Here is a 22,229-nt window from a genome sequence, read left to right on the forward strand (position 1 = left end):
GTCACGATAGCTATGGGAATTGTGTAAACCAGAGCGAACCCTGCGGTTAGCATTAATTTTCAAATCGAACAATCCAAAAATCGAATAATCCAAAAATCCAAAAAATGAAATACTTCCTTTCCATTTTATTTTTAATTTCCCTGAGTTGCCGGGCACAAAAAACTACATTGTATTGTATTGGCGATTCTACAATGGCCAATAAAAAAGATCCCGATAAAAATCCCGAACACGGATGGGCGCAGGTTTTGCAACCGTTTTTTAATGACAATATCATTGTAGAAAACAAAGCGGTAAACGGGCGCAGTACCAAAAGTTTTATCAACGAAAAACGCTGGGATTCCATCTGTAAAAAACTCAAAAAAGGAGATTATGTTTTTATCGAGTTTGGCCATAATGACGAAAAAATAGCAGATTCAACGCGATATACCAATCCGCATACAAGTTATCGTTATAACTTAATCCGGTTTGTAAAGGAAAGCAGGGAAAAAGGAGCTGTTCCGATTTTATTAACCTCTATCGCAAGAAGAAATTTCAACGAACAAGGAGTATTGGTGCCTACCCATGGCGATTATCCTTTGGAAACAAGATTAGTGGCTCAGGAATACAAAGTCCCTTTTATTGACCTGGAATATTACACCGAATTACTGGAGCAATCCTATGGACCCGAAAAATCAAAGTTACTTCATTTACATTTTAAGGCGGGGGAAGTTCCTTATTACAAAGAAGATAAAAATGATGATACGCATCTTTCTCTAAAAGGCGCTGCGGAAATTGCCGGAATCGTGATTAATCAAATCAAACTTTTGGAAGATCCTTCTCTTGGTAAACTCAAAAAAGGCATCAAATAAAAATTTGAAATTCCTTTTCAGGTTACAATTTGAGGTGCACGTTGGGACATTTTTCGATACGGTTTCTTCACAAAATCTTCTGATGGTTTTCGTTTAAAAACAGCATAATATTTCGAGTGGAAATGATTCATTCTCGTGTAGCTTAATTCATATACAATTTCTATTAGGGTACTGTACTTGCCGCTTTGAAGCAATTTGTGGGCTAAAATCATTTTTTCTTTTAAAAAAAGTTTTTTCGGACTGTCATTAAAATGCTTTTTAAATAATATTTTATATTTGGTAGAAGACATTCCCGCCATTTCCGATAAGAAATTTATGGTAGGGAAGGGATTGCACAAATCCTTTAAAAAATAATCCTGTGTTTTGATGACAGCCTCAAGATCTGTTTCCTTAATTTCATTCTTTTTGACAGATAAATTTTCATATCGGTTTAAAAAATTGCCTAAGAGTTTTAGCGAAATTCCTTTTAAATACGAATCGAATGAAAGATCAAAAACAGATTTATCCATAAGGGATCGGATTAGTAAAACACTATTGCTGTCAATATTGTCATAATAATAAAGAGATTTTTGCTCCAACTTGTTTTCTTGTTTCTGAAATTCTCCTATAGCGGTTGTCTCTAAAAGTTCATTCAGTAATTTTTTATCAACCAGCAGGCGTAAGGCCAGCGTACGTTCGTTAACAGATGGCTTAAAGGAACTTTCCGTCTGATTATCGATAATCGCAAGGCCCGGATTTTCACGGGAGCCAATTTTGTAATCCGCAGCATCAATTTTTATAAAATTCACGGAATCACTTAAATCAAAATGAAATATATACGATTCGTTATCCGATTTTAAACGGTTTATTTCAACTGGTTCAGTCACAACAAAATCGACAAACAGGGCAGAAATTCCGGCAGCTATTGGTGTAAAGTAAGAGTGGCCTTTTCCTAAATTTTCCGGTATAATAATGATTTTATCATCAATAAGTTCTCCATTTATTTCCTGTACTAATTGTTGTTGCCAGTCTGGTGTTAAGCTGTAAAAATGATTAATCTTTTTCATTATTGTAAATGTTTAAATTTATAATTGTTTTATAAAACTCTTTGGCGATAGTCCAAAATGCTCCTTAAATTTTAAGGTAAAATGAGAATTATTGCTGTAATGAAGTCTGTTTGAAATTTGGGATATGGATAATTGCCGGTCTTCAAGAAGTTCTTTTGCAAGTGCCAGTTTATTATTCATAAAAAAAGAATTAGGTGTTAAGCCGGTTAATTTTTTGAACAAATTTTTAAACTTTGTTTCAGACATTTTAATTTTTTGTGCCATCAGTGCAATACTCGGAAAAGGACCTTCAATATTTTCAATCAAAAACATCTGCATTGCAATGATATCCTGAATATCCGATTCCTTAACGGTTTGAAGAATCATCCTGTTACCAGCTATTTTTTTTAAGTAATTGGACATCAACATATGTACGGTAGCTTTGAGATTTAAATCGAAAACCGGCCCGCCTACTTTTAATTTGCGTAAATCATTAAGGACATGAAAACTCTCATTACTGATCCTGTCATATCGGATGACCGTATTTTTTTTAGGATCAGTAATTTTTTGCAAATCTGAAAAAAGTACCGTATCATCTTTGATAAAAGCGGCAAGTTTACTTTTATGTACAAATATGCAAAGCGCATACGTATGACTTCCAGATTTTATCTGGTAATTGGTTTTTAAAGTACCGTCAATTACTGCTAAATTATACTTCCAGCGACCTAAATCGCAAATAGTATTATTAGCCACTAAACGCGCTTCACCGTCGGTAAGGTCGTAATAGAAACCTATAAAATCATTCTTTTGGTTTTTTTGAACAAAATGAAGGTTTTTATAATATTTTACATTGATATAATAAGCTACAATCCCATCCTCACATTCCAGAAAATACCTGATTCCGGATTGTATATTTTCAGGAACAATTATAAAATTGTCCTTTATTTTTCCATTGAGTTTTCTGGCAAGCGGTTTTACCCAGCTTAAATCTGCTGAATAAGAATGTTCTATTATTTTCATGTGGCATTTATTATGGTATACAATCATTTTTACTGCTTAGTCTTAAGACTTAAAAAGAATTAAATACACTAGTTATTCCCGGTTCTTTCAATTTTATTTTGTAAGAATTTAAATTAGATTTGCTTTTCGGAGGTAATGTACTATAAAAAATCCGGGCTTATCAAATCCGATTTATAACTGTAGGGTTTCATTTGATAACTGTAATTTTTGAGGCATTTTTGGCTTGTAAAATGCCTTACAAAAGAATTTTTTGATTTGAAAATTTTATAAAAAACCTTATTCTGATATTTTAATGTCTGAAGTGTGCTCTCTGTAATTATTATTCCGCTTAATTTCGTTTTTCCATGACAAGAATCATAAAAAGAACAAATTTGAATGGCTAATTACTAATACGATCAGGATGAATACTTCTAAATTTTCTGCAGAGTTTGAATTGAATATTAATGAAATACAAAAGCTCAATAAAATGTATTTTAAGCGTTTGTATAAAGGAAGAGTTACTTTCTTTTTTGTAATTATCATGGTATCTTTTCTCGTGTATGATTTTCTTAATTTAGAAAGCCAGGAAGATTTTTTTAAGTTTCAGTTAAGGAGTTTAGTCCTTATTGTGTCGTTCTTCATGTTTCAGTACTCGTTTGTAAATGCGACATGCAGGCTTCTTTTTAAATTGATAAGACGGCTAATAGGGTATAGTAGTCTTTTTGGGAAATATAAGCTCAACTTTACCAGTTCTGATATTCATGTAAATTCTCCCTTAGGTGCTTTTGTTCATAAGTGGAGCCAGATTGATAAAGCCGTTTTAACTAAAGACTTCTTTTTTTTATATGTTAAAGACAAGGAGCAGCACATTATTTCTATTTCAAATAAATTCAACAACAACAGGAATATGATTGATTTAATAACATTTGTAGATCGTCATGTTACGCAAATTATGAAAATGTAAGGGGAATCGTTACCATTCATCCTAAGCATTCCGGTGTAATAAAAAGTTACAAATGACCATTTTGGAAGTTGCAAAGGAAAAGGAGCAAATTTTCAGTCCTTTAATGACTGTGAGCTCCTTAAAAAAGGTCAGATAATTTTTAAAAATGAAATAAAAGAGACCGCTGTGACAGGTTTAAATAAAAAATTAATCAATAAAAATCAGCGTAAATTTATTTGTAATGAATTGATAATAAGTGCTGAAGCGTGTCAGCTAATTTAATATTAAGCGTTCAGGCAAAAACAGGCGCAATTTTAACATTAAAGATGCGTTATCTATCAAGCAAACTTTTATTTTTGCGCCTTAATTTAACAAGTATAAGCATGAAAGATCTATTAGTAAAAATCAACGCCGAAATCGACACATTTAAAGCAGAAGCTGAATCACTTACTGAAAAAGGTGTTAAAGCTGCTGGAGCAAGAGCACGTAAATCAACTTTGGAAATTGAAAAACTTTTAAAAGAGTTTAGAAAAGTTTCTATCGAAGAATCAAAAAAATAATATTTGTATTCAGAAACAAAAACCTCGTTTAAGTAAATTAAACGAGGTTTTTTCTTTTAAGGATCTAAGGTTTTGAGATTCTAAGTTTCTGAGGTGTGGTTACCTTTTAAAACTATTACTCTTAGTACCTTAGAATCTCAGAATCTTAGACCCTTCTAAATAGAATTTCGATCAATAAAATTAAAAGGAACTTTTACCTGCCCTTTCTCTTTATTAAGGATCATTCTGGCAGCGGTTTCTCCCATTACATTAAAATCGGTAGACATTACCGTAATTCCTAAAAGTTCTTTAAGCGGGGTATCATTATAAGAAATCACTCCGATATCTTCCCCTAAAACCAGTTTTTTGTCCCTGATTTGTTTCATGAGGTTCACGAGATCAGATTCTTCGATAGTGATGAACAAATCCCCTTTTTTGAGGATCATATCATCATACACTTCACTCAGAATCTCAAAATTTATTTCATGCTCCACGCAAAATTTTCGGAATCCGTGCAGAATTCTTCGCGGATAAGGGTAAACGGCTTTATCCGGATATACTAAAATCAGCTTTTGGTACTTTGTTATTTTAGATAATCCTTCTTTTAAGGCATTGTAAATGTCATTCTCAAAATCCTGATAGATCTTAATAATTTCACCTTCCATTCCGATTTTAATGTTATCCATTATCACCAGTTTTTCTTTTGGGATTCTCTCAATAGCCTTTACCACCTCGTCGGTAAAGCTCAAATGCTTTAATTCATCGGTTTTGAAATGGGTTGTAATGACATAATAATCATAAGCACCTTCAAACTTATCCAGTAAGTTCAGGAATAAAGTTTCATCGCAGTGATAAATATGCAGATCGGTATGCGCGTTTGCTCCGACAGTATTAATAAAGGAGTTGTACGTTTTCATTTTGTACGCACTCAGTTTATTGAATAAAAACAGGATATTTACTTTAGATTCGAGTTTGGTACGGGTAATATAATAGCCTTTCCCTCTGATGGAAGAAATGATTTTTCGTTCTTTTAAAATATTATATGCTTTTTCAACGGTATCCCTGGACATGTAAAATTCCTCGCTAAAGCTATTGATGGAAGGGATTTTTTGATTTATTTTCAGATTTCCGTTAGCAATATTCTGCAGTATAGAGTCTACAATTTGTTTGTATTTGGGAACCCTGGAATCTTCATCAATTTTAATAAGTTTAATCATTTTGCAGGTCTTGTAAATCAGGTATGATTGTAATCAGCCCCAATTTGAAATTATATTTAATCTAAGCCATCAGAATATTTACGATTGATATTTTCGTACAATAAAAAGAATATGTAATAAGGTTTATTGTATGTTTTTTATAATTTCTTAATTTTCACAGAAATGAGGATATGATAATTACGAAATCGATTGCTAAAATAGAAATTTTAAATTTATTTTTCTACTAAATTTTGCTTGTTCTTTCTAATTATCCTTAGTTTTAACATAAACAAAAAAAAGGTAAAGGATAGTACAGGACAGTTTTCTTTTTTACATTCTCTTATTTTACAAAACCAGATTAACTATCAGAATAACCACAAACTAAAATACTAAATGGAATCATTATTAGGAATTATTTTTCACTCCATTGGAGGATTTTCTTCAGGGAGTTTTTATATGCCTTTCAAGAAAGTTAAAAATTGGGCATGGGAAAGCTATTGGATCGTAGGCGGGTTTTTCTCCTGGCTGATAGTGCCGCCCATTGCTGCTTATTTAACGATTCCGAATTTTGTGGAAATTATCGCAACAGCATCACCAACCATAAAAGCCTTTACGTACTCAATGGGGCTTATTTGGGGAATTGGAGGGCTGACCTACGGATTGGGAGTGCGCTATCTCGGAATGTCATTAGGGAATTCGATCATTCTGGGATTCTGTTCCGCTTTCGGAGCTTTAGTGCCTTCTGTTTATTACGATCTGTATCCAACAGCCGGAAAGGTATCTTTCAGCCACATGCTTTCGCATACAGGCGGGCAGCTGGTCTTATTGGGTGTTTTGGTTTGCCTGATCGGAATTGCCATTTCAGGTAAAGCGGGAATTATGAAAGAAAAAGATTTTGCAGTAGGACATGAAGATAAAGACAAAGATTTCAATCTGGTAAAAGGACTTATTATCGCTGTTATTTCCGGAATCCTGAGTTCGTTTTTCAATTATGGAATTGAAGCCGGAAAACCAATGGCAGAGCAGGCAGTTATAGATGGCTGTAATCCGCTGTTTCAGAATAATGTCACTTACATTGTACTGCTTTGGGGTGGATTAACGACCAATTTTATCTGGTGCATGTACCTTAATTTCAAGAATAAAACATTTACGGACTATACCAATTCAAAAGCACCAATTGCCAAAAATACGTTGTTTTCTGCTCTTGCCGGAACAATGTGGTTTTTACAGTTCTTCTTCTACGGAATGGGCGAAAGCAAATTAGGAAACGGAGCCAGTTCCTGGATTCTGCATATGGCCACGATCATTTTGACAGCTAATTTCTGGGGATTTTATCTGAAAGAATGGGCCGGGGTTTCCAAAAAAACATTCAATACCTTTTTATGGGGAATCGGGCTGATTATGCTTTCCATTGTTTTGGTTGGAATAGGGAATTCATTATAAAAAATCCCATGTCATCTGGGACACTATAAATAAAAAATTAGTTTTTTAAGTTTGTTTAAGCAAAAGTGGTTTTTTGCAATATTCTAACGTTCGATGCACATTCGGACGTTAGATTTTTAAACGAAGGAGAATCACAACAAAAGAAAAAAAGAATAAAGTAAAACAGGGAGTTCGGTTTATATTTTATAAATTGAAAATTCTATTAAAATAAAATATCATGTTAATCGGAGCAAACCATATAACCTCTCATAACGAGGAATTATTAAAAAAACATACCAGCAAATTTGCTTTTACAGCATCAGAAGTGGGGGATACGGAATCCATTATTCAGAAATTAATTGATTTTCAAATTGCCATTCCATCCTGGGCCCTGGGAACCGGAGGAACCAGATTCGGACGCTTTGCAGGAGGTGGTGAACCCCGTTCCTTAGAAGAAAAAATTGAAGATGTTGGTTTGCTTCATGCTTTAAATAATGCTTCCGGGGCAATTTCACTTCACATTCCATGGGACATTCCGACAGATCATAATGCTATAAAAGCTTTGGCGGCACAACACCATTTAAAATTTGATGCCGTTAACTCGAATACGTTTCAGGATCAGGTAAATTCGGAACACTCTTACCGATATGGTTCTTTACAAAATGTAAACAAAGCCGTTCGTAAACAGGCAATTACCCATAATATTGAAGTGATTCAGCAGGGAATTGCTTTAGGGTCAGAGTCATTGACAATCTGGCTGGCGGATGGTTCCAATTTTCCGGGGCAATTAAATTTCAGAAAAGCATACCAGAATACCTTGGAAAGTTTAGAAGAAATCTATGAAGCATTACCGTCCAACTGGAAACTGTTTTTAGAATATAAATGTGCCGAACCAAACTTTTATTCCACCACTGTTGCCGATTGGGGACAATCTTACTCCTACGTTAAAAAGTTAGGAGATAAAGCACAGACGCTGGTTGATTTGGGACACCACTTGCCAAACGCAAATATCGAACAAATCGTTTCATTATTGCTTATGGAAAATAAACTGGGCGGTTTCCATTTTAATGATTCAAAATACGGAGATGATGATTTAACAGCCGGTGCATTAAAACCGTACCAGTTATTTCTGATATTTAATGAATTAGTGGAAGGAATGGACGCTAGAGGAATGAACCATGCCAAAGATTTAGGCTGGATGATTGATGCGTCACACAATATAAAAGATCCGTTGGAAGACCTGTTGCAATCTGTTGAAGCAATCATGATCGCTTATGCTCAGGCACTTTTGGTGGACCGAAAAGCATTAGAAACTGCTCAGGACGAAAATGATGTCGTAAAAGCACAGGAAATTTTGCAAAACGCCTTCCGTACAGATGTTCGCGCATTAGTTGCCGAAGCCCGTCTCCGCTCAGGAGCTGCTTTGAATCCGGTGGAGTTATACCGCAGTCTTACCGTCAGAAAAAACCTGATCGGGGAAAGAGGATTAAAAACAATGGCTACAGGTTTGTGAGTTATTAGTTATGAGTTATACGTTAGAAGTTATATGAGTTAGAGATTAATAAACTATTATTGTCTTTATGGATCAGTTAAAATAAAAACAAAAGGACTTTAGCTTAATAACATGGAATACTTTTGGCAAAATCACAATCCATAACGCAAAACCCATAATGCATAATGCATAACGCAAAGCCCAAAACTCATAACTCATAACCCAAAACTCCCAACCCAAAACTCCCAACCCAAAACCCAAAACTCATAACTCATAACCCCCTAACTCACAATTACCCCAATGAATGTAGTTGCAATTTTTGATATTGGTAAGACAAACAAGAAGGTATTTTTATTTGATGAAAATTATAAAATTGTTTGGGAGAAAGCCGTAAATCTTGATGAAACAATTGATGAAGACGGCTTTCCCTGTGAAGATATCGGGCTGGTCAGAAACTGGATACTCGAACGATTAGCTGAAATAAAAAGCCTTAGCGATTATGTGCTGAAAGCAATTAACTTCAGTACGTATGGGGCCAGTTTTGTATACATTGACAAAAACGGAAATACATTAACTCCACTATACAATTACCTGAAAGAATATCCGGAACATTTAAAAGAGGCGTTTTATCAGAAATATAAAGGAAAAGAAGTGTTTGCTGTCAAAACGGCTTCTCCGGTTTTAGGGAGTCTGAATTCGGGAATGCAGCTTTACAGGTTGAAAGAAGAAAATCCCGCCTTGTTTGAAAAAGTAAAATATTGCCTGCATTTGCCGCAATACCTGAGTTTTCTGTTAACGAACGAAGCCTATTCGGATATTACAAGTATAGGATGTCATACGAATCTTTGGAATTTTAAAAAGATGAAGTATCACAAGTGGGTTAAAAATGAGGTGATAATAGACAAGCTTCCGCCGCTGCATTATGGCAAAGACGTTATAAAAAACAAAGACGGTCTGGCCATTGGAACAGGACTGCACGACAGCTCATCTGCTATTATTCCGTATACGATTAACTTTACGGAGCCTTTTGTTTTGTTGTCTACAGGGACCTGGAGTATTTCGTTAAATCCGTTCAATACGAAAGCGTTAACCTTTGAGGAACTGCAGCACGATTGTCTGTGTTATCTGCAATACACGGAAAAACCCGTAAAAGCAGCCCGTCTGTTTTCGGGAAACGAACATGAAATTCAGACGAAAAGATTAGCGGAACATTTTAAGGTTGCCAATGATGCTTATAAGAATATTTACTTTGATAAAAAGATAGTTTCGAATCTTAGGGCACTTAGTTTTTCATTTATTTATCCGAAGAAATACGAGTTTGATATTCTTAAGGAATGCCCGTTTCAGAAAAGAGATCTGTCTACTTTTAAAAATTATGAAACAGCCTACCACCAATTAATGATGGATATTGTGGAACAGCAGTTTTTTTCAACTAATTTAGTAATTCAAAATAGTCCAGTAAAGAAAATTTTTGTGGATGGAGGATTCAGTAAGAATTCAATTTTTATGAATCTACTGGCAGAGGCTTTTCCGGATATAGAAGTGTATGCCGCTTCTATGGCGCAGGCGAGTGCATTGGGCGCTGCGTTGGCGATTCATGATAACTGGAATCCAAAGCCGATTCAGAACGATTTAATTGATTTGAAATTTTACAAACATTAGAGAGTAGTGCTGTAGATTAAAGGATTAAAAAGATTTTTTTTCTCTCGCAGATTTGGCAGATTTAGCGGATTTAATTTTTGAAGGAGCAGGGCAGTGGTTCTGTTTAAATGTAAAATCGAAGTAAAAGAAAATAATGTCTATAGATTAGAGATTAAAAAAAATCTGCAAAATCTGCAAAATCTGCGAGAAAAAATAGTAACACCCGGTCAAGTTTTTCCAGGTGTTTAAAAATAAATGAGAATATGAAAATCGGACTTTTTATACCCTGTTATGTCGACCAGTTTTATCCAAAAGTAGGCATTGCTACCTATGAACTTTTGCAGAAATTAGGCTGCGAAGTTCATTTTCCGATGGGACAGACCTGCTGCGGCCAGCCCATGGCAAACAGTGGATATGTACATCTGACAAAGGGCTGTGATGCCAATTTCATCAGTAATTTTGCCGGATTTGACTATATAGTGTGCCCGTCAGGGAGTTGTGTTTTGCATGTAAAAGAACATTTGCACGATGACAAAAAACAGGAACTGGCAAATGAATTACGCAAAAAAGTTTTTGAACTGACAGAGTTTATCACAGACGTTCTGAAAATTGACCATATCGAAGGAAATTTCCCCTACAGGGTCGGAATGCATCAAAGCTGCCATGGACAACGCGGATTGAAACTTTCGCAAATGACAGAATTAAATGCACCGGCTTTCTCCAAACCGGAAAGATTACTAAGTCATATCAAAGGAATCGATTTGGTTTCTTTGACCCGAAAAGATGAATGTTGTGGTTTTGGAGGTACATTCTGCGTAACCGAAGAAGCTGTTTCGGTAAAAATGGGTCAGGACCGAATCACAGACCATCAAAATCACCAGGTCGATTATATCACCGGAGGGGATATGTCCTGCTTAATGCATCTGGAAGGAATTTTGAAAAGGCAGAAAAGCACTATCAAAACGATTCATATTGCGGAAATCTTGAATTCCTTAGAAAATTAAAAAGATGTCTTCAGAAAAAATAATAACACACAGTGAAGCAGCCACACGTTTTAACCAAGATACAGAACGCGTAAACTGGCATGACGAAACGCTTTGGTTTGTGCGTGAGAAACGCGATAAATCAGCACACCAGATACAGGATTGGGAGCTCCTCAGAGAAACCGCTTCGAAAATTAAAAACAATGTACTTTCCAATATTCATGATTATTTGGTTGAATTTGAGGCGAATGCGCAGCAAAACGGAATAATTGTACATTGGGCAGCCGATGCGAAAGAACATAATGAAATCGTGCATTCGATCATGGTAAAACATGAGGTGAAGCAAATTGTTAAGTCAAAATCAATGCTGACCGAAGAGTGTCATCTCAACGAATACCTCACCCAAAAAGGAATTGACGTAATCGATTCTGATCTTGGCGAACGAATTGTTCAGCTTCGAAAAGAACCGCCAAGTCATATTGTTTTGCCTGCCATTCACCTTAAAAAAGAGGATGTAAGCGAAACTTTCCATGAATATCTCGGAACAGAAAAAGGGAACAATGATCCGCAATATTTAACTGAAGCAGCCCGCCTGCATTTAAGAGATACTTTTCTGACCCGAAGAGCTGCTTTGACCGGCGTTAATTTTGCTATCGCCGAAACAGGCGAATTTGTAGTTTGTACCAACGAAGGAAATGCCGATATGGGTGCGCATTTAGCAGACGTCCATATTGCCTGCATGGGTTTTGAAAAGCTGATTCCGCAACGAAAACATCTGGGTGTTTTCCTCCGATTGCTGGCCAGAAGTGCGACAGGACAGCCTATCACTACTTTTTCGAGCCATTTTAAAAAACCAAGACACGGAAAAGAAATCCATATAGTAATTGTAGACAATGGCAGAAGCACACAACTGCGCAGGGAAGATTTTAGGAATTCCCTGAAATGCATTCGCTGCGGTGCCTGTATGAATACCTGTCCCGTTTACAGACGCAGTGGCGGACACAGTTACCACAATGCCGTTGCCGGACCGATTGGAGCAATTTTGGCACCCAATCTCGACATGAGCAAAAATGCCGATTTGCCTTTTGCAAGCACGCTTTGTGGTTCTTGTACGAATGTTTGTCCAGTTAAAATTGATATTCACGATCAGTTGTACAAATGGCGTCAGGTTTTGGTAAAAGAAGGCCACACGCCGGCGGCAAAGACCATGGCAATGAAAACCATGGCGACTGTTTTGGCAAATCCTGTCATTTTTAACATAGCGGGAAAATCAGGCCGGTTTGTAATGAAAAATGTTCCTGCACTTGTCAATAATAAAATGAACAAATGGTACGACCAACGCGAAATGCCGGACGTTCCTGAGGAATCTTTCAGAGAATGGTACAAGAAAAATTCGAGAGAATCTAAAACGGATAAAGATGAACAGTAGAGCGCAGATTTTACAAAAAATAAAACAAAACCAACCCGCTGACGTGAGTGAGTTACCGGATCTAAAGGTTTTGGGTTCAGAGGATTTTGATATTCAGGAGACCTATAAAACCGTATTAAAAAGTATTGGAGGCGATTTCGCTGAAGTAGCAGATTATACTCAAATCATAGATTTTCTAAAAAACAGTTATGCTTTAGAAAAACGAATCATCACCACTATTCCGGAACTTTCTGAAATTGCCCGATTAGATTGGGAAAATGATGATCCCCATTCACTTGAAGATGTTGAATTAACGATTGTAAAAGCGCATTTTGGAGTGGCGGAGAATAGTGCCCTTTGGGTTACCGATGCTCTTTTAGGACAGCGCGTAGCACCCTTTATTGCACAATACCTGGCCATTATTGTTTCTAAAAAAGATATTGTTGCCACAATGCATCAGGCTTATGACAGAATCGGAAATGAGGAATATGGTTTCGGAACTTTTATTGCCGGCCCTTCCAAAACTGCCGATATCGAACAGTCGCTTGTTCTGGGAGCACATGGCGCCAGAGGGCTGATTGTTTTTTTGATGGACTAGAGGAGTAAGATCAGATTATTATTTTCCGGATTAATGCTATTCCGTCTTTCATAAAGTAAAGAAATTGCTTACTTTCATGGAATCGTTTCAAAACCAATTTAAATGGACAAAAAATTAAAACAATTCCTCGTTAAATCGATTGTCGTATTACTGCTGATTCATTTAGCGTATTTTATTTACGGATATTTTAAGTTTGCAGGACTGAAGGACATCAATATTTATACAGAATTCTACCGATTCAAATTTTATGATGATGTTTCCATTTCGCATTTTTTTGTAAGCGGTTTATTCTTGTTTTTCTTTTTAATCTTTTTGCTGCGAAACCATACCAGACAGGGTTATTCTTTTTTAAATCTGCTTAAAATTGGGGGCTTGATTTTATTGATTTCATTCCTGTCTTTCTCTTTTTTTATTAGTTACAGTTTTGGTCTGAATGCGAAGCTGAAAAGCGAATTACCGGAAGCGGATTTCAATGCCGACAAGACTTTGCTGAATGTTTTAAATTCTTTTTTATACAATTATACGTCCTACAGTTCGGAGAAATTATTCAATCCGGAAAACATTTTATATCCGAAACCTTATCCGGTTATAAAGGCCACAGAATCTATTGATTACGGATCAGACGGCAATGAATATTCAGTTAATGAATATACCTATTTTAGTATCGACACGCTAAAAGTGCTGACTTCAACGTATGAAAAAGTAAACAATAAAGCGGATTCGATTTTTGATATTTTAGGTTTTGACAAGGAACAGCTCAAGAAAAGAATCATTTCGAAAAAAGCAATAAAAGACAGTACGGAAATCATTTTCAAAGGGAGAGAAATCAATCCGGATTATGACGAAGATATTTGCATTTTTCTGCAAAATAAAAAGTTGTACGCACCAATACAGGATCTTCCTGTTGAAAAACAACAATATGACAATGCTGTAAAAAGATATAAGCTTCTTTATAAATACAAAGCTGATTCTTTGTTATACACTTTTCAAAAGCTGGATACAGTATTGAAAAAATACAATATCGAAACACAGATTAATCCAAAATTGCTGGCAAAGGATGCCTTTTATTACAGGGACCATAATAGGGAACCACTAAATGGAATAAGAAATACGTACGACAGGGCAGCCCTGAAAGATAAATTCAATACCCTGGAGAAGCTGTTTTATAAACCGAACTATCTGCATCCGTCCATAGCACTGATTTTCTTTACCGTAATTGTAGTGGTCTGGCTGATCTTGTTTCTGCTTTATGTTGTCTGGAATCCTAAGAAGAAAAATACATCACTTTGATATAGAATTCAAAGACATTTATAAGAGACGGCGCAGCGAGAAATCCTGCGCCGTCTGCTTTTGGGTAACTGCCGGCATTTGTATAGTTGGGGTAATTTGCATTCCTTTGTAAAGAATACTAATCGGTATCTTTTATGAAAAAAGCAGCTTCCACACGACTTTCCATTCTTCAGAAATCATTTGAGTTAATTTATACGCATGGCTATCAGGCTACAAGCATAGACACCATAATTGCGACAACCAACGTAACCAAGGGTGCCTTTTTTTATCATTTTAAGAATAAGGACGAAATGGGCCTTGCTGTTATTAATGAAATCATGTATCCGTTAATGCATGATGATTTTGTAAAACCACTTTTAAGTTCGGATGATCCTGTGAATGATATCTTTAAAATGATGCATTATTTACTTTTGGAAAATGAATTTTTGCTCAAAAAATACGGTTGCCCGGCAGGGAACTTAACCCAGGAAATGTCTCCGGTAAACCAGCAGTTTAGCGAAGCACTTTCTAAACTGACGACAGAACTAAAAGAAGCCATGCAAATTGCCTTAAAAAAAGGTAAGGACGCAGGAAGTATCAGAATGGAAATAAACGAGGAGCAAGTGGCGCTTTTTGTCTTATCGGGTTATTGGGGGATCCGGAATTTCGGGAAACTTTCGGAGGATAATAATTACTATGTTGTTTATTTAGAAGAGCTTAAGTCGTATCTGAATAATTTGAAAAAAAAGGAAATTTAAAAACATACTACTTAGTATGTTTTATTTATATTTGCATTATTATTTTAAAATAAATAACAATGTACCTAACACTACTATTTTTGCATTCAGTCGTGAGATGGCTGGTGCTTTTGAGCCTGTTCTATGCTGTTATCAGGTCGTATCGGGGATACCAAAGCAAATCTTCTTTCACTAAAACGGATGATCTGGTCCGCCACTGGACAGCGACCATTGCCCATATCCAGCTGATGCTCGGTATTGTGTTATATTCCCAAAGTGCATTAATAAAGTACTTCTGGAATAATTTCGCGGAAGCATCAAAGGATCTGAATACCCTTTTCTTCGGTTTAATCCATTTTGTTTTAATGTTGCTGGCAATTGTAATCATCACGATTGGTTCGGCGGCAGCCAAGCGTAAAATATTGGATTCCGACAAATTCAAAACAATGCTGATCTGGTTTTCTATTGCCCTAATCATCATTTTCATCGCCATTCCGTGGCCCTTTTCCCCTTTTGCTAACAGACCTTATTTTAGATCATTATGACACATTTTTTCAAAACAAACACCGGACGATTACGAATTCTCGGATTTCTTGAAGGTATATCTTTATTGATTTTAGTTTTTATTGCAGTTCCCCTCAAATATATTTTCGACAATCCGTCGCTGACCAAAATGATGGGGCCAGTTCATGGGGCCTTATTTCTGCTTTTTATATTCAATGCCCTGAGTGTAGGCGTGGAGCAAAACTGGAAATTTAAGAACACTACATCAAAAGTACTGCTGGCATGTATTATTCCGTTCGGGACATTTTACATTGACCATACAATTTTGCGTAAAATTGAAGCTCAGGAGAAATAGAAAAGTTGTTATTAGATTTAAAAATAGTAAGTAGAAAAATCATGATTGAAATTTTCAAAACCAATGTAAATTCAAAAAGGCAGTCCGGCAGAATTTTAAAAATGCTGGAAAGAATATTCCCGAACGCTTCTTTTGTTTTTGATCTCGAAGATTGCGATAAAATTTTACGTGTTGATCACATCGAAAAAATACAAATCACGACGATCAAAAATGAAATCATAAATTTGGGTTTTGCCTGTGAAATATTAGAAGATTAATTCGATTGAACAATAATCACCATACGTAATTTATATGCGTATTATTTGGTCAAAAGCGGCTGATTCTGTCCTGGAATCATCCGCTTTTTTTATGTAAGTTAAGTTTTTCATAAACTAAGATATGTATTATTTTTTTAGTTAGCTTTCGTATGGCAATAAGTGTAAAATATGCCCTTCTAACTTAAAAATATATATATAAGTAAAATCTTCAGATCTAAAAATAAATAACAGGTAAAGATTGACGTTTGGATTTAATTACAACTCATGGTTATATTCTATAAGACCATTTGTAGGAAAAAAAATAGGATTATGCGTAATATTGCGATAACAAGTTTTGTTTGAAATTTCAGCATTTTCATATCATTTTTGAACCTGTGACGATTTTTTAACCATCACTTCTTTACTATTTTCCCCAATACCTAAAATAACATTAATAAATTATGTTCTTTACTCTTACACATGACCAGATACAATTTTGCTACGAATCAAAACGCTGGCAATATAGTTTTAATGAAATCGTAGAGCTTGGACTGCTCAAAAAAAAGAAGTCTTACCTTCTTGAAAATGGTGCTTTTATTGCCATCACTGCCATAGCTTTTTATTGTATGGTTTTCTCAGATCTAATGGAGATGTATTATATTATACCTACTTTATTGTGCTACACTCTCATTATTATTTTTAGGTTCCATACTCACATCGATGCTGAATATTACGTCATCGTAAAAGATATTTACAGTAAAGAAATCAAGGTTAAAATAAAGCATTTAGACCGGCCTGTCATAGGAAAACAAATTGATCAGTACTTAAACCTGGAGTTCGATCGGATGGTACAAAAACAAGTTTCCAACACTCTAAAATAAGTTGATGTTATCAAACGAAACTTTTGGCTTCGACCTTGCCTTTATTGTCGTTGCCGTAGTGTATGGTTTTATTATTACTACCAAAAGAAAATAAGAATACAGCTTCATGATCCCACGATTGGAGTTGCATCAGATTACGTATTAAAGGTATAGTTACGGTACCCTACGTTTTAATAGTGAACTGTTTAGCTGTACAAGATCCCCCTAAAGAGCTTATGACCACTTCAATAAAAAATAAAATTAAAAGCATTAGAGAGTTAAAAAATTATACTCAGGAATATATGGCAGATCAACTAGGCGTTACCCAGGCGGGGTATAGTAAAATAGAAAAAGGAAAAACCATTCTTTCGTTTGTTAAATTAGTAGAAATAGCCCGTATTTTGGAAGTCAGTGTAGAAGATATACTAAGTTTTGACAGTCAGCGGTATTTCAATAATTTTAATAAAGTCAAAGGAAATAACAATGGCAGCATTCAGATTAATCCGGATAACACGACAGCTTTAAAGGAGCTTTATGAAGATAAAATAATGCTTCTGGAAAAATTACTTAGCAAAACAGAAGAGGAATTAAACCGTTATAAAAAGAAATTCGGTCAGTTGTAGCAACAAAAAAACGAGGTGTACAACCTCGTTTTTTTTATTTATCTTCTTATAATTTTATGCTGTCTGATCGTCTGTAGCCGCATCGGGAGCGTTTGATTTTACTGAAGCTATTCCGTTATCTCTGGCAGAAGTGCTTTCGTACATTTCACTTGCACCGATGATCTGGCCATTTCCTGCTTTAAGATTGAAATAGGGTTTTCCGCTGCTGGATTCCTTTTTATCATATCTGCTGTCGTCCTGTGAATTTGTTTTCACGGATTCGATTCCGTTTGCGCAGGCAGATTTTGTAGAATAGCCTTCACTGGTCAGGATAGTCTGACCGTTTCCCGCTTTTAGATTAAATTGAAATTCACCGTTTGATCTTGTAGTAATTACAAATTTTCCCATAGGTCTTTTTGGTTTTTTAAGTTAGGTATTAACTATTTTGATAGTGATAAAAGTACAAAACTTAGGATTACAAATCATGCCGGAATAAAAAATAATTGCTCTTCTCCGGATCAGATTTTACTGTTTTTTATTGAAAGCAGCTAATATATATTTCTGAATGATCTCATCGCTGGGAGATTGTGAATTGTAATTTCCGCCGGTAATAATGGTCACCATATTTTGCTGCTCCCAAATGTAAATCTTCTGTCCGCCATTTCCCTGCGCGGCTTTTCCATTATAGCGTACTCCGTTTACATCCAGGTACTTGAGCCACCATAAATAACCGTAATTAACACCCTGTACTACAGATTGTCTGCTGAAGGATTCCTGTACCCAGTCTTTAGAGATTACCTGTTTGCCATTCCACAGTCCCTGATTCAGATAGAGCAAACCTAATTTCCCCATATCTCTCGGACTTAAATAAATCTGGCAGAAGGTTTCGGAACTTGAGGCATCCGGTTTAAAATTCCATATAAAATTTTTGATTCCAATATCTTTAAAAAGAGTCTGCCTGGCAAAGTCGGGCAGGGGCATTTTAGTGGCTTTTTCAATAATCCGGCCCAGTGTGATCGGATTTCCGGAGCAGTACATTCCCTTTCCTCCGGGTACATCAATCATGGGTAAGTCCAGGGTAAATTGTATCCAGTCGGCCGAATTATTCATGGTGGTTTCGTTGCCTTCCGATCTTGGATTGCTCACGTCACAATCCAGACCGCTTTGGTTGGTCAAAAGGTTTTTGATCGAAATTAACCTTTTGTCTTCGGTAAGATTTTTAAAAGTATATTCCGGAAAAAAGGAAAGGACGGTTTCGTCTTTGCTTTTTATAAACCCTTTATCAATGGCAATTCCGGTAAGCGCCGAAACAAAGCTCTTTGTAGCAGATCGCAGTTCGTGTAGTTTGGTTTTATTGTATTCATAAAAATATTCTTCAAACACCAGTTTTCCGTCCTTAATAATCAGAACACTATGAACATTGGGTAAGGAACCGTCTACGATTTTCTGCATCATTTCACTCAGTAATGCTTTGTCTAAACCGGTTTTATCGAGATTTCCTGTCGGAATTCCATCCGGATCTTGTTTCGGCTGCTGGTATATGTATTTAAAATCTTTCGGGTTTAGTCTGGCGTACCACATTTCTTTTGGAAAAACTACTTTTTTAGAGAGCAGGTTGTAAGTACTTCCTTCAGAAGAATAACCGGTAATGATTCCTGCCTTTCTTTCAAAAGTTACTTTTTCCTTTGACATATTTTCAAAAACATCTTTGTCAACTGCATTTAATTTATATTTGCTTTCGTTGATAATGGCGAATAAAACAGTGTCTTTTGGTGAAGCAGCTATTTTAACAGAACCTTTATTTATGTATTCATAAACACCTTCATATTCTTTTAATTGTTCGTAGGTAATTTTGAATTTTTTTTGTGCATAACCCGAATAAATCGCCAATAAAAATAACAGAAGCAAATGGTTTTTTTTCATTCTTTTTTGGTTTTAAGGAATTGTTGGTTAGTTAATTAAGGAAAGTTATAAAAAAAAGAGACACCTAATTACGAAATTAGTGTCTCTTTTTTATTATCGTGTATTTTTAGGTACCCTTATTTAATGCTGATCGGCACTTCAACCATTGTTTTGTCCCAGCCAATTACTAAATTAGCACCAGTACCCTGAGCGGTAAAAGCAATCGATAAAGCTTCTACAGGAGTTGAGATTGGTTTAACCGGAACAACAATTTTCACAAGGTCTTTACCTGAATCATAAGGATATGCGCCCCATAAATCAATTTCCTTATTAATGATAACAGTCCATTTGTCTTTTTCAGGAATAGCAAAAAGGCTATATGTCCCTGCAGGAACCGCAACACCGTTGATCGTTACCGATTTGTAAAATTTGATTTCCGTGTTTTCGTTAGCACCTACGCGCCATACTTCACCAAACGGAATTAATTCTCCAAAAATCGCTCTTCCTTTTGCAGAAGGTCTTGAATAAATAACTTTGATTACAGGTGAAGGAGAATCTGTTTTCTTAAATTTTACGGATTTATTCGGGAAATAAGCAATATCGGCCGGACTGGCATCCAGAGGTGCGAATTTGACTTCCTGTGCATTAACAGAAAAGACAAACAATAAAAGAAGGGTCAGTAAACTAAAATTTTTCATAACGTAGTATTTTTAATATGATTCATACAAAAATAAGAGAATAAAGAATAGGAAGAGATTAAATTTTTACTCCTTTTTCTTTTTTTCATACCAGTCGTGCATGATGTAAAAAGCTTTCTTTTTCTGACCGTCGTTGGAAATCAGTCCTTTTCTGTTGTATTCGTCCTGAATGCCCGGCAGTAATCTTCTTGGTGATCTGAAATCGACCAGAATCCAAGGGCTTAATCCGCTGAGGTGGGGTATTTTTTCGATCATTTTCAGGTTCTGAATGTACAGGTATTCCTGGTATTCTTCTGTCCAGCGTTCATTTTTTTCTCCGTGTAAGCCGGCTTTGGCATCACCTCCAAATTCAGAAACAATTACCGGTTTGTTGTATTTGGTTTTCCATAGGATCTTTTCGGCATCTTCCAGATTTCCGCCGTACCAGCCCAAATACTGATTGAATGCAATGATGTCTAAATATTGTCCGATTTCATCATTGATAGTGCCGAAGCCATCTCCGCTTTGCGTTAATAAGGCCGCGCTGATTAATCGGGTATTGTCTAATGATTTGGTATGGTCTGCCAGGTTTTTGATGAAATTATTTCTCGCATCAGAAATTGGGGTTTCGTTGGCCATGGACCAAATGATGATACAGGCTCTGTTTTTATCTCTTGTAATGGCTGCCGTTAACTGGTCCTGAGCATTGTTATAGGTTTCTTTTCTGGTGAATTCAACGGTCCAGTACACCGGAATTTCTTCCCACACCATTAAGCCTAATTTGTCAGCCAGTCGGATAATGTTTTCGTTGTGCGGATAATGGGCCAGACGTACATAGTTGCAGCCTAATTCCTTTGCCCAGTTGAGCAGGCGTAAGGCATCTTCTTCGGAATTGGCGCGCCCGCCTTTGGCATTTTCTTCATGGATCGAAATGCCGCGAAGGAAGATTTGTTTTCCGTTCAGCAAAATTTTATCCTCCTGCGTTGCAATGGTCCTGAAACCTATGTTATCTTTTAATTTTTCCCCGTTGAAATCGATCGTTACCTCATATAATTTTGGATTTTCGGGTGACCAGTAGGAGATGTTTTTGGAGGGAATTTCAAATTTCAAAAGACCATCAGTGCCCACTTTTCCTTTGTAATTGATTTTTAATTCGGGAATAGCAATTGCTACAGCATTCTGAGCCGGATTGAAGTTGTTGATTTTGACAAAACCGGATATTTTGTTTTTATCTTTTTTATCCAGCTGAATGGTATAATCTTCCACAAAAGAGGCTGATTCTTCTATTAAAGTCACATCGCGCGTAATCCCGCCGTAATTCCACCAGTCGGTATTAAGCGTCGGGACATCTTCTTTATGACGGGTATTGTCCACTTTGATGACCAGATAATTGTCTTTTGGTTTTACAATCGAAGTGACTTCATAATTAAAGGGCGTAAAACCGCCTTCGTGCGTTCCCAGTTTCTTTCCGTTCAAATAAACATCAGCTTTGTAATTGATAGCTCCGATGTACACAAAAAGGCGTTTTTGGGCTTTCAGGTCGTAATCAAAGGATTTTTTGAACCATACATTTCCTTCGTAATATTTAAGCTCAGGAACCTGTGAATTCCAGTCTCCCGGAATGTTTATTTTGGGTGATTTGTCAAAATCGTATTCTACTAGTTCCTGTTTGTTTACAGCATGATAATTACTAAAATAAGCCGCTTTGGAAGGCTTTTCCTGCTTGTCGTAAACATCATGGTGAAAACTGTAATACCCTGTTTCGTAAGGATCGACAATGTAATTCCATACGCCGTTTAAAGAAGTGGTATGTCTATTTGGAACGTTTGAAATCAGGTTTTGATTTTGCGCTTGTCCGAGAATGGAAAAGGTCAGGAGCAATGTGGTTAGTAGTTTTTTCATTGGTAAAGTTTGTTTTATTTAGTATCAAAGCCGCAGCTTTTGTATTTATCTCTCTCAAAGTCACAGAGTCGCAAAGTTATTTGCAACAGAT

At 36.0% G+C, this 22,229-nt stretch carries 22 protein-coding genes; 15 read left to right on the forward strand and 7 right to left on the reverse strand.

Features of this window, described 5'->3' with window-relative positions:
• Nucleotides 1-104: 104 nt before the first annotated feature.
• Nucleotides 105-848 carry a rhamnogalacturonan acetylesterase gene (locus tag LPB89_RS16910; protein WP_230702865.1) on the forward strand — a complete coding sequence of 248 codons (744 nt, stop codon included), beginning with the start codon at nt 105-107 and terminating at the stop codon, nt 846-848.
• 17 nt (nt 849-865) lie between these two features.
• Here LPB89_RS16910 and LPB89_RS16915 read toward each other — a convergent pair whose 3' ends face one another.
• Both LPB89_RS16915 and LPB89_RS16920 read right to left on the reverse strand, forming a co-directional pair.
• Entirely contained in the window at nt 866-1,894 is a 1,029-nt protein-coding gene (locus LPB89_RS16915) for an AraC family transcriptional regulator (protein WP_230702866.1), read from the reverse strand.
• An 18-nt stretch (nt 1,895-1,912) separates the two neighbouring features.
• On the reverse strand, nt 1,913-2,893 hold the full coding sequence (locus LPB89_RS16920) for an AraC family transcriptional regulator (RefSeq protein ID WP_230702867.1): 981 nt from the start codon (nt 2,891-2,893) through the stop codon (nt 1,913-1,915).
• Nucleotides 2,894-3,293: 400 nt separating this feature from the next.
• On the opposite strand from LPB89_RS16920, the gene LPB89_RS16925 reads away from it, so the two are divergent.
• On the forward strand, nt 3,294-3,836 hold the full coding sequence (locus tag LPB89_RS16925; RefSeq protein WP_230702868.1) for a hypothetical protein: 543 nt from the start codon (nt 3,294-3,296) through the stop codon (nt 3,834-3,836).
• Between the two features lie 362 nt (nt 3,837-4,198).
• Nucleotides 4,199-4,375, forward strand: a complete 177-nt coding sequence (locus LPB89_RS16930; protein WP_127336630.1) for a histone H1 — start codon at nt 4,199-4,201, stop codon at nt 4,373-4,375.
• Nucleotides 4,376-4,530: 155 nt separating this feature from the next.
• Here the strand turns inward: LPB89_RS16930 and LPB89_RS16935 are convergent, their stop codons facing one another.
• Nucleotides 4,531-5,571: a GntR family transcriptional regulator gene (locus LPB89_RS16935; protein WP_230702869.1), complete on the reverse strand. Its 1,041-nt coding sequence runs from the start codon at nt 5,569-5,571 to the stop codon at nt 4,531-4,533.
• Between the two features lie 372 nt (nt 5,572-5,943).
• Between LPB89_RS16935 and rhaT the strand changes: the two genes are divergently transcribed.
• From rhaT to LPB89_RS16995, 12 genes are all read left to right on the forward strand, one after another.
• Complete coding sequence (gene rhaT, locus LPB89_RS16940; RefSeq protein WP_230702870.1) at nt 5,944-6,993, forward strand: L-rhamnose/proton symporter RhaT; 1,050 nt, start codon at nt 5,944-5,946, stop codon at nt 6,991-6,993.
• A gap of 217 nt (nt 6,994-7,210) precedes the next feature.
• A complete protein-coding gene (locus tag LPB89_RS16945) occupies nt 7,211-8,485 on the forward strand; it encodes a TIM barrel protein (protein WP_230702871.1) in 1,275 nt (424 codons plus the stop codon).
• 279 nt (nt 8,486-8,764) lie between these two features.
• Nucleotides 8,765-10,126: an FGGY-family carbohydrate kinase gene (locus LPB89_RS16950; RefSeq protein WP_230702872.1), complete on the forward strand. Its 1,362-nt coding sequence runs from the start codon at nt 8,765-8,767 to the stop codon at nt 10,124-10,126.
• Nucleotides 10,127-10,368: 242 nt separating this feature from the next.
• Nucleotides 10,369-11,109: a (Fe-S)-binding protein gene (locus LPB89_RS16955; protein ID WP_230702873.1), complete on the forward strand. Its 741-nt coding sequence runs from the start codon at nt 10,369-10,371 to the stop codon at nt 11,107-11,109.
• 4 nt (nt 11,110-11,113) lie between these two features.
• On the forward strand, nt 11,114-12,517 hold the full coding sequence (locus LPB89_RS16960; protein WP_230702874.1) for a lactate utilization protein B: 1,404 nt from the start codon (nt 11,114-11,116) through the stop codon (nt 12,515-12,517).
• Nucleotides 12,507-13,094 (forward strand): LUD domain-containing protein, encoded by a 588-nt coding sequence (locus LPB89_RS16965; protein ID WP_230702875.1) that lies wholly within the window; start codon nt 12,507-12,509, stop codon nt 13,092-13,094. The genes LPB89_RS16960 and LPB89_RS16965 overlap by 11 nt, the downstream gene beginning before the upstream one ends.
• A gap of 102 nt (nt 13,095-13,196) precedes the next feature.
• On the forward strand, nt 13,197-14,384 hold the full coding sequence (locus LPB89_RS16970; protein ID WP_230702876.1) for a hypothetical protein: 1,188 nt from the start codon (nt 13,197-13,199) through the stop codon (nt 14,382-14,384).
• Between the two features lie 134 nt (nt 14,385-14,518).
• Complete coding sequence (locus tag LPB89_RS16975; RefSeq protein WP_230702877.1) at nt 14,519-15,121, forward strand: TetR/AcrR family transcriptional regulator; 603 nt, start codon at nt 14,519-14,521, stop codon at nt 15,119-15,121.
• 59 nt (nt 15,122-15,180) lie between these two features.
• The gene (locus tag LPB89_RS16980; protein ID WP_230702878.1) at nt 15,181-15,645 is read left to right on the forward strand and encodes a hypothetical protein; all 465 of its coding nucleotides are present in this window, start codon (nt 15,181-15,183) and stop codon (nt 15,643-15,645) included.
• A complete protein-coding gene (locus tag LPB89_RS16985; RefSeq protein ID WP_230702879.1) occupies nt 15,642-15,959 on the forward strand; it encodes a DUF3817 domain-containing protein in 318 nt (105 codons plus the stop codon). The genes LPB89_RS16980 and LPB89_RS16985 overlap by 4 nt, the downstream gene beginning before the upstream one ends.
• Before the next feature lie 41 nt (nt 15,960-16,000).
• Nucleotides 16,001-16,216, forward strand: a complete 216-nt coding sequence (locus LPB89_RS16990; protein ID WP_230702880.1) for a hypothetical protein — start codon at nt 16,001-16,003, stop codon at nt 16,214-16,216.
• A gap of 1,075 nt (nt 16,217-17,291) precedes the next feature.
• On the forward strand, nt 17,292-17,678 hold the full coding sequence (locus tag LPB89_RS16995) for a helix-turn-helix transcriptional regulator (protein WP_255667766.1): 387 nt from the start codon (nt 17,292-17,294) through the stop codon (nt 17,676-17,678).
• Between the two features lie 54 nt (nt 17,679-17,732).
• On the opposite strand, the gene LPB89_RS17000 is transcribed toward LPB89_RS16995, so the two are convergent.
• The 4 genes from LPB89_RS17000 to LPB89_RS17015 all read right to left on the reverse strand — a co-directional run bounded on the left by LPB89_RS17000 (nt 17,733) and on the right by LPB89_RS17015 (nt 22,138).
• On the reverse strand, nt 17,733-18,065 hold the full coding sequence (locus LPB89_RS17000) for a YegP family protein (protein ID WP_230702882.1): 333 nt from the start codon (nt 18,063-18,065) through the stop codon (nt 17,733-17,735).
• 117 nt (nt 18,066-18,182) lie between these two features.
• On the reverse strand, nt 18,183-19,580 hold the full coding sequence (locus LPB89_RS17005; RefSeq protein ID WP_230702883.1) for a serine hydrolase: 1,398 nt from the start codon (nt 19,578-19,580) through the stop codon (nt 18,183-18,185).
• 116 nt (nt 19,581-19,696) lie between these two features.
• Nucleotides 19,697-20,257 carry a DUF2911 domain-containing protein gene (locus LPB89_RS17010; RefSeq protein WP_230702884.1) on the reverse strand — a complete coding sequence of 187 codons (561 nt, stop codon included), beginning with the start codon at nt 20,255-20,257 and terminating at the stop codon, nt 19,697-19,699.
• A 66-nt stretch (nt 20,258-20,323) separates the two neighbouring features.
• Nucleotides 20,324-22,138, reverse strand: a complete 1,815-nt coding sequence (locus tag LPB89_RS17015) for a glycoside hydrolase family 2 protein (RefSeq protein WP_230702885.1) — start codon at nt 22,136-22,138, stop codon at nt 20,324-20,326.
• Nucleotides 22,139-22,229: the final 91 nt, after the last annotated feature.

It is taken from the genome of Flavobacterium sp. ENC, assembly GCF_020991415.1.
Classification (GTDB): Bacteria; Bacteroidota; Bacteroidia; order Flavobacteriales; family Flavobacteriaceae; genus Flavobacterium.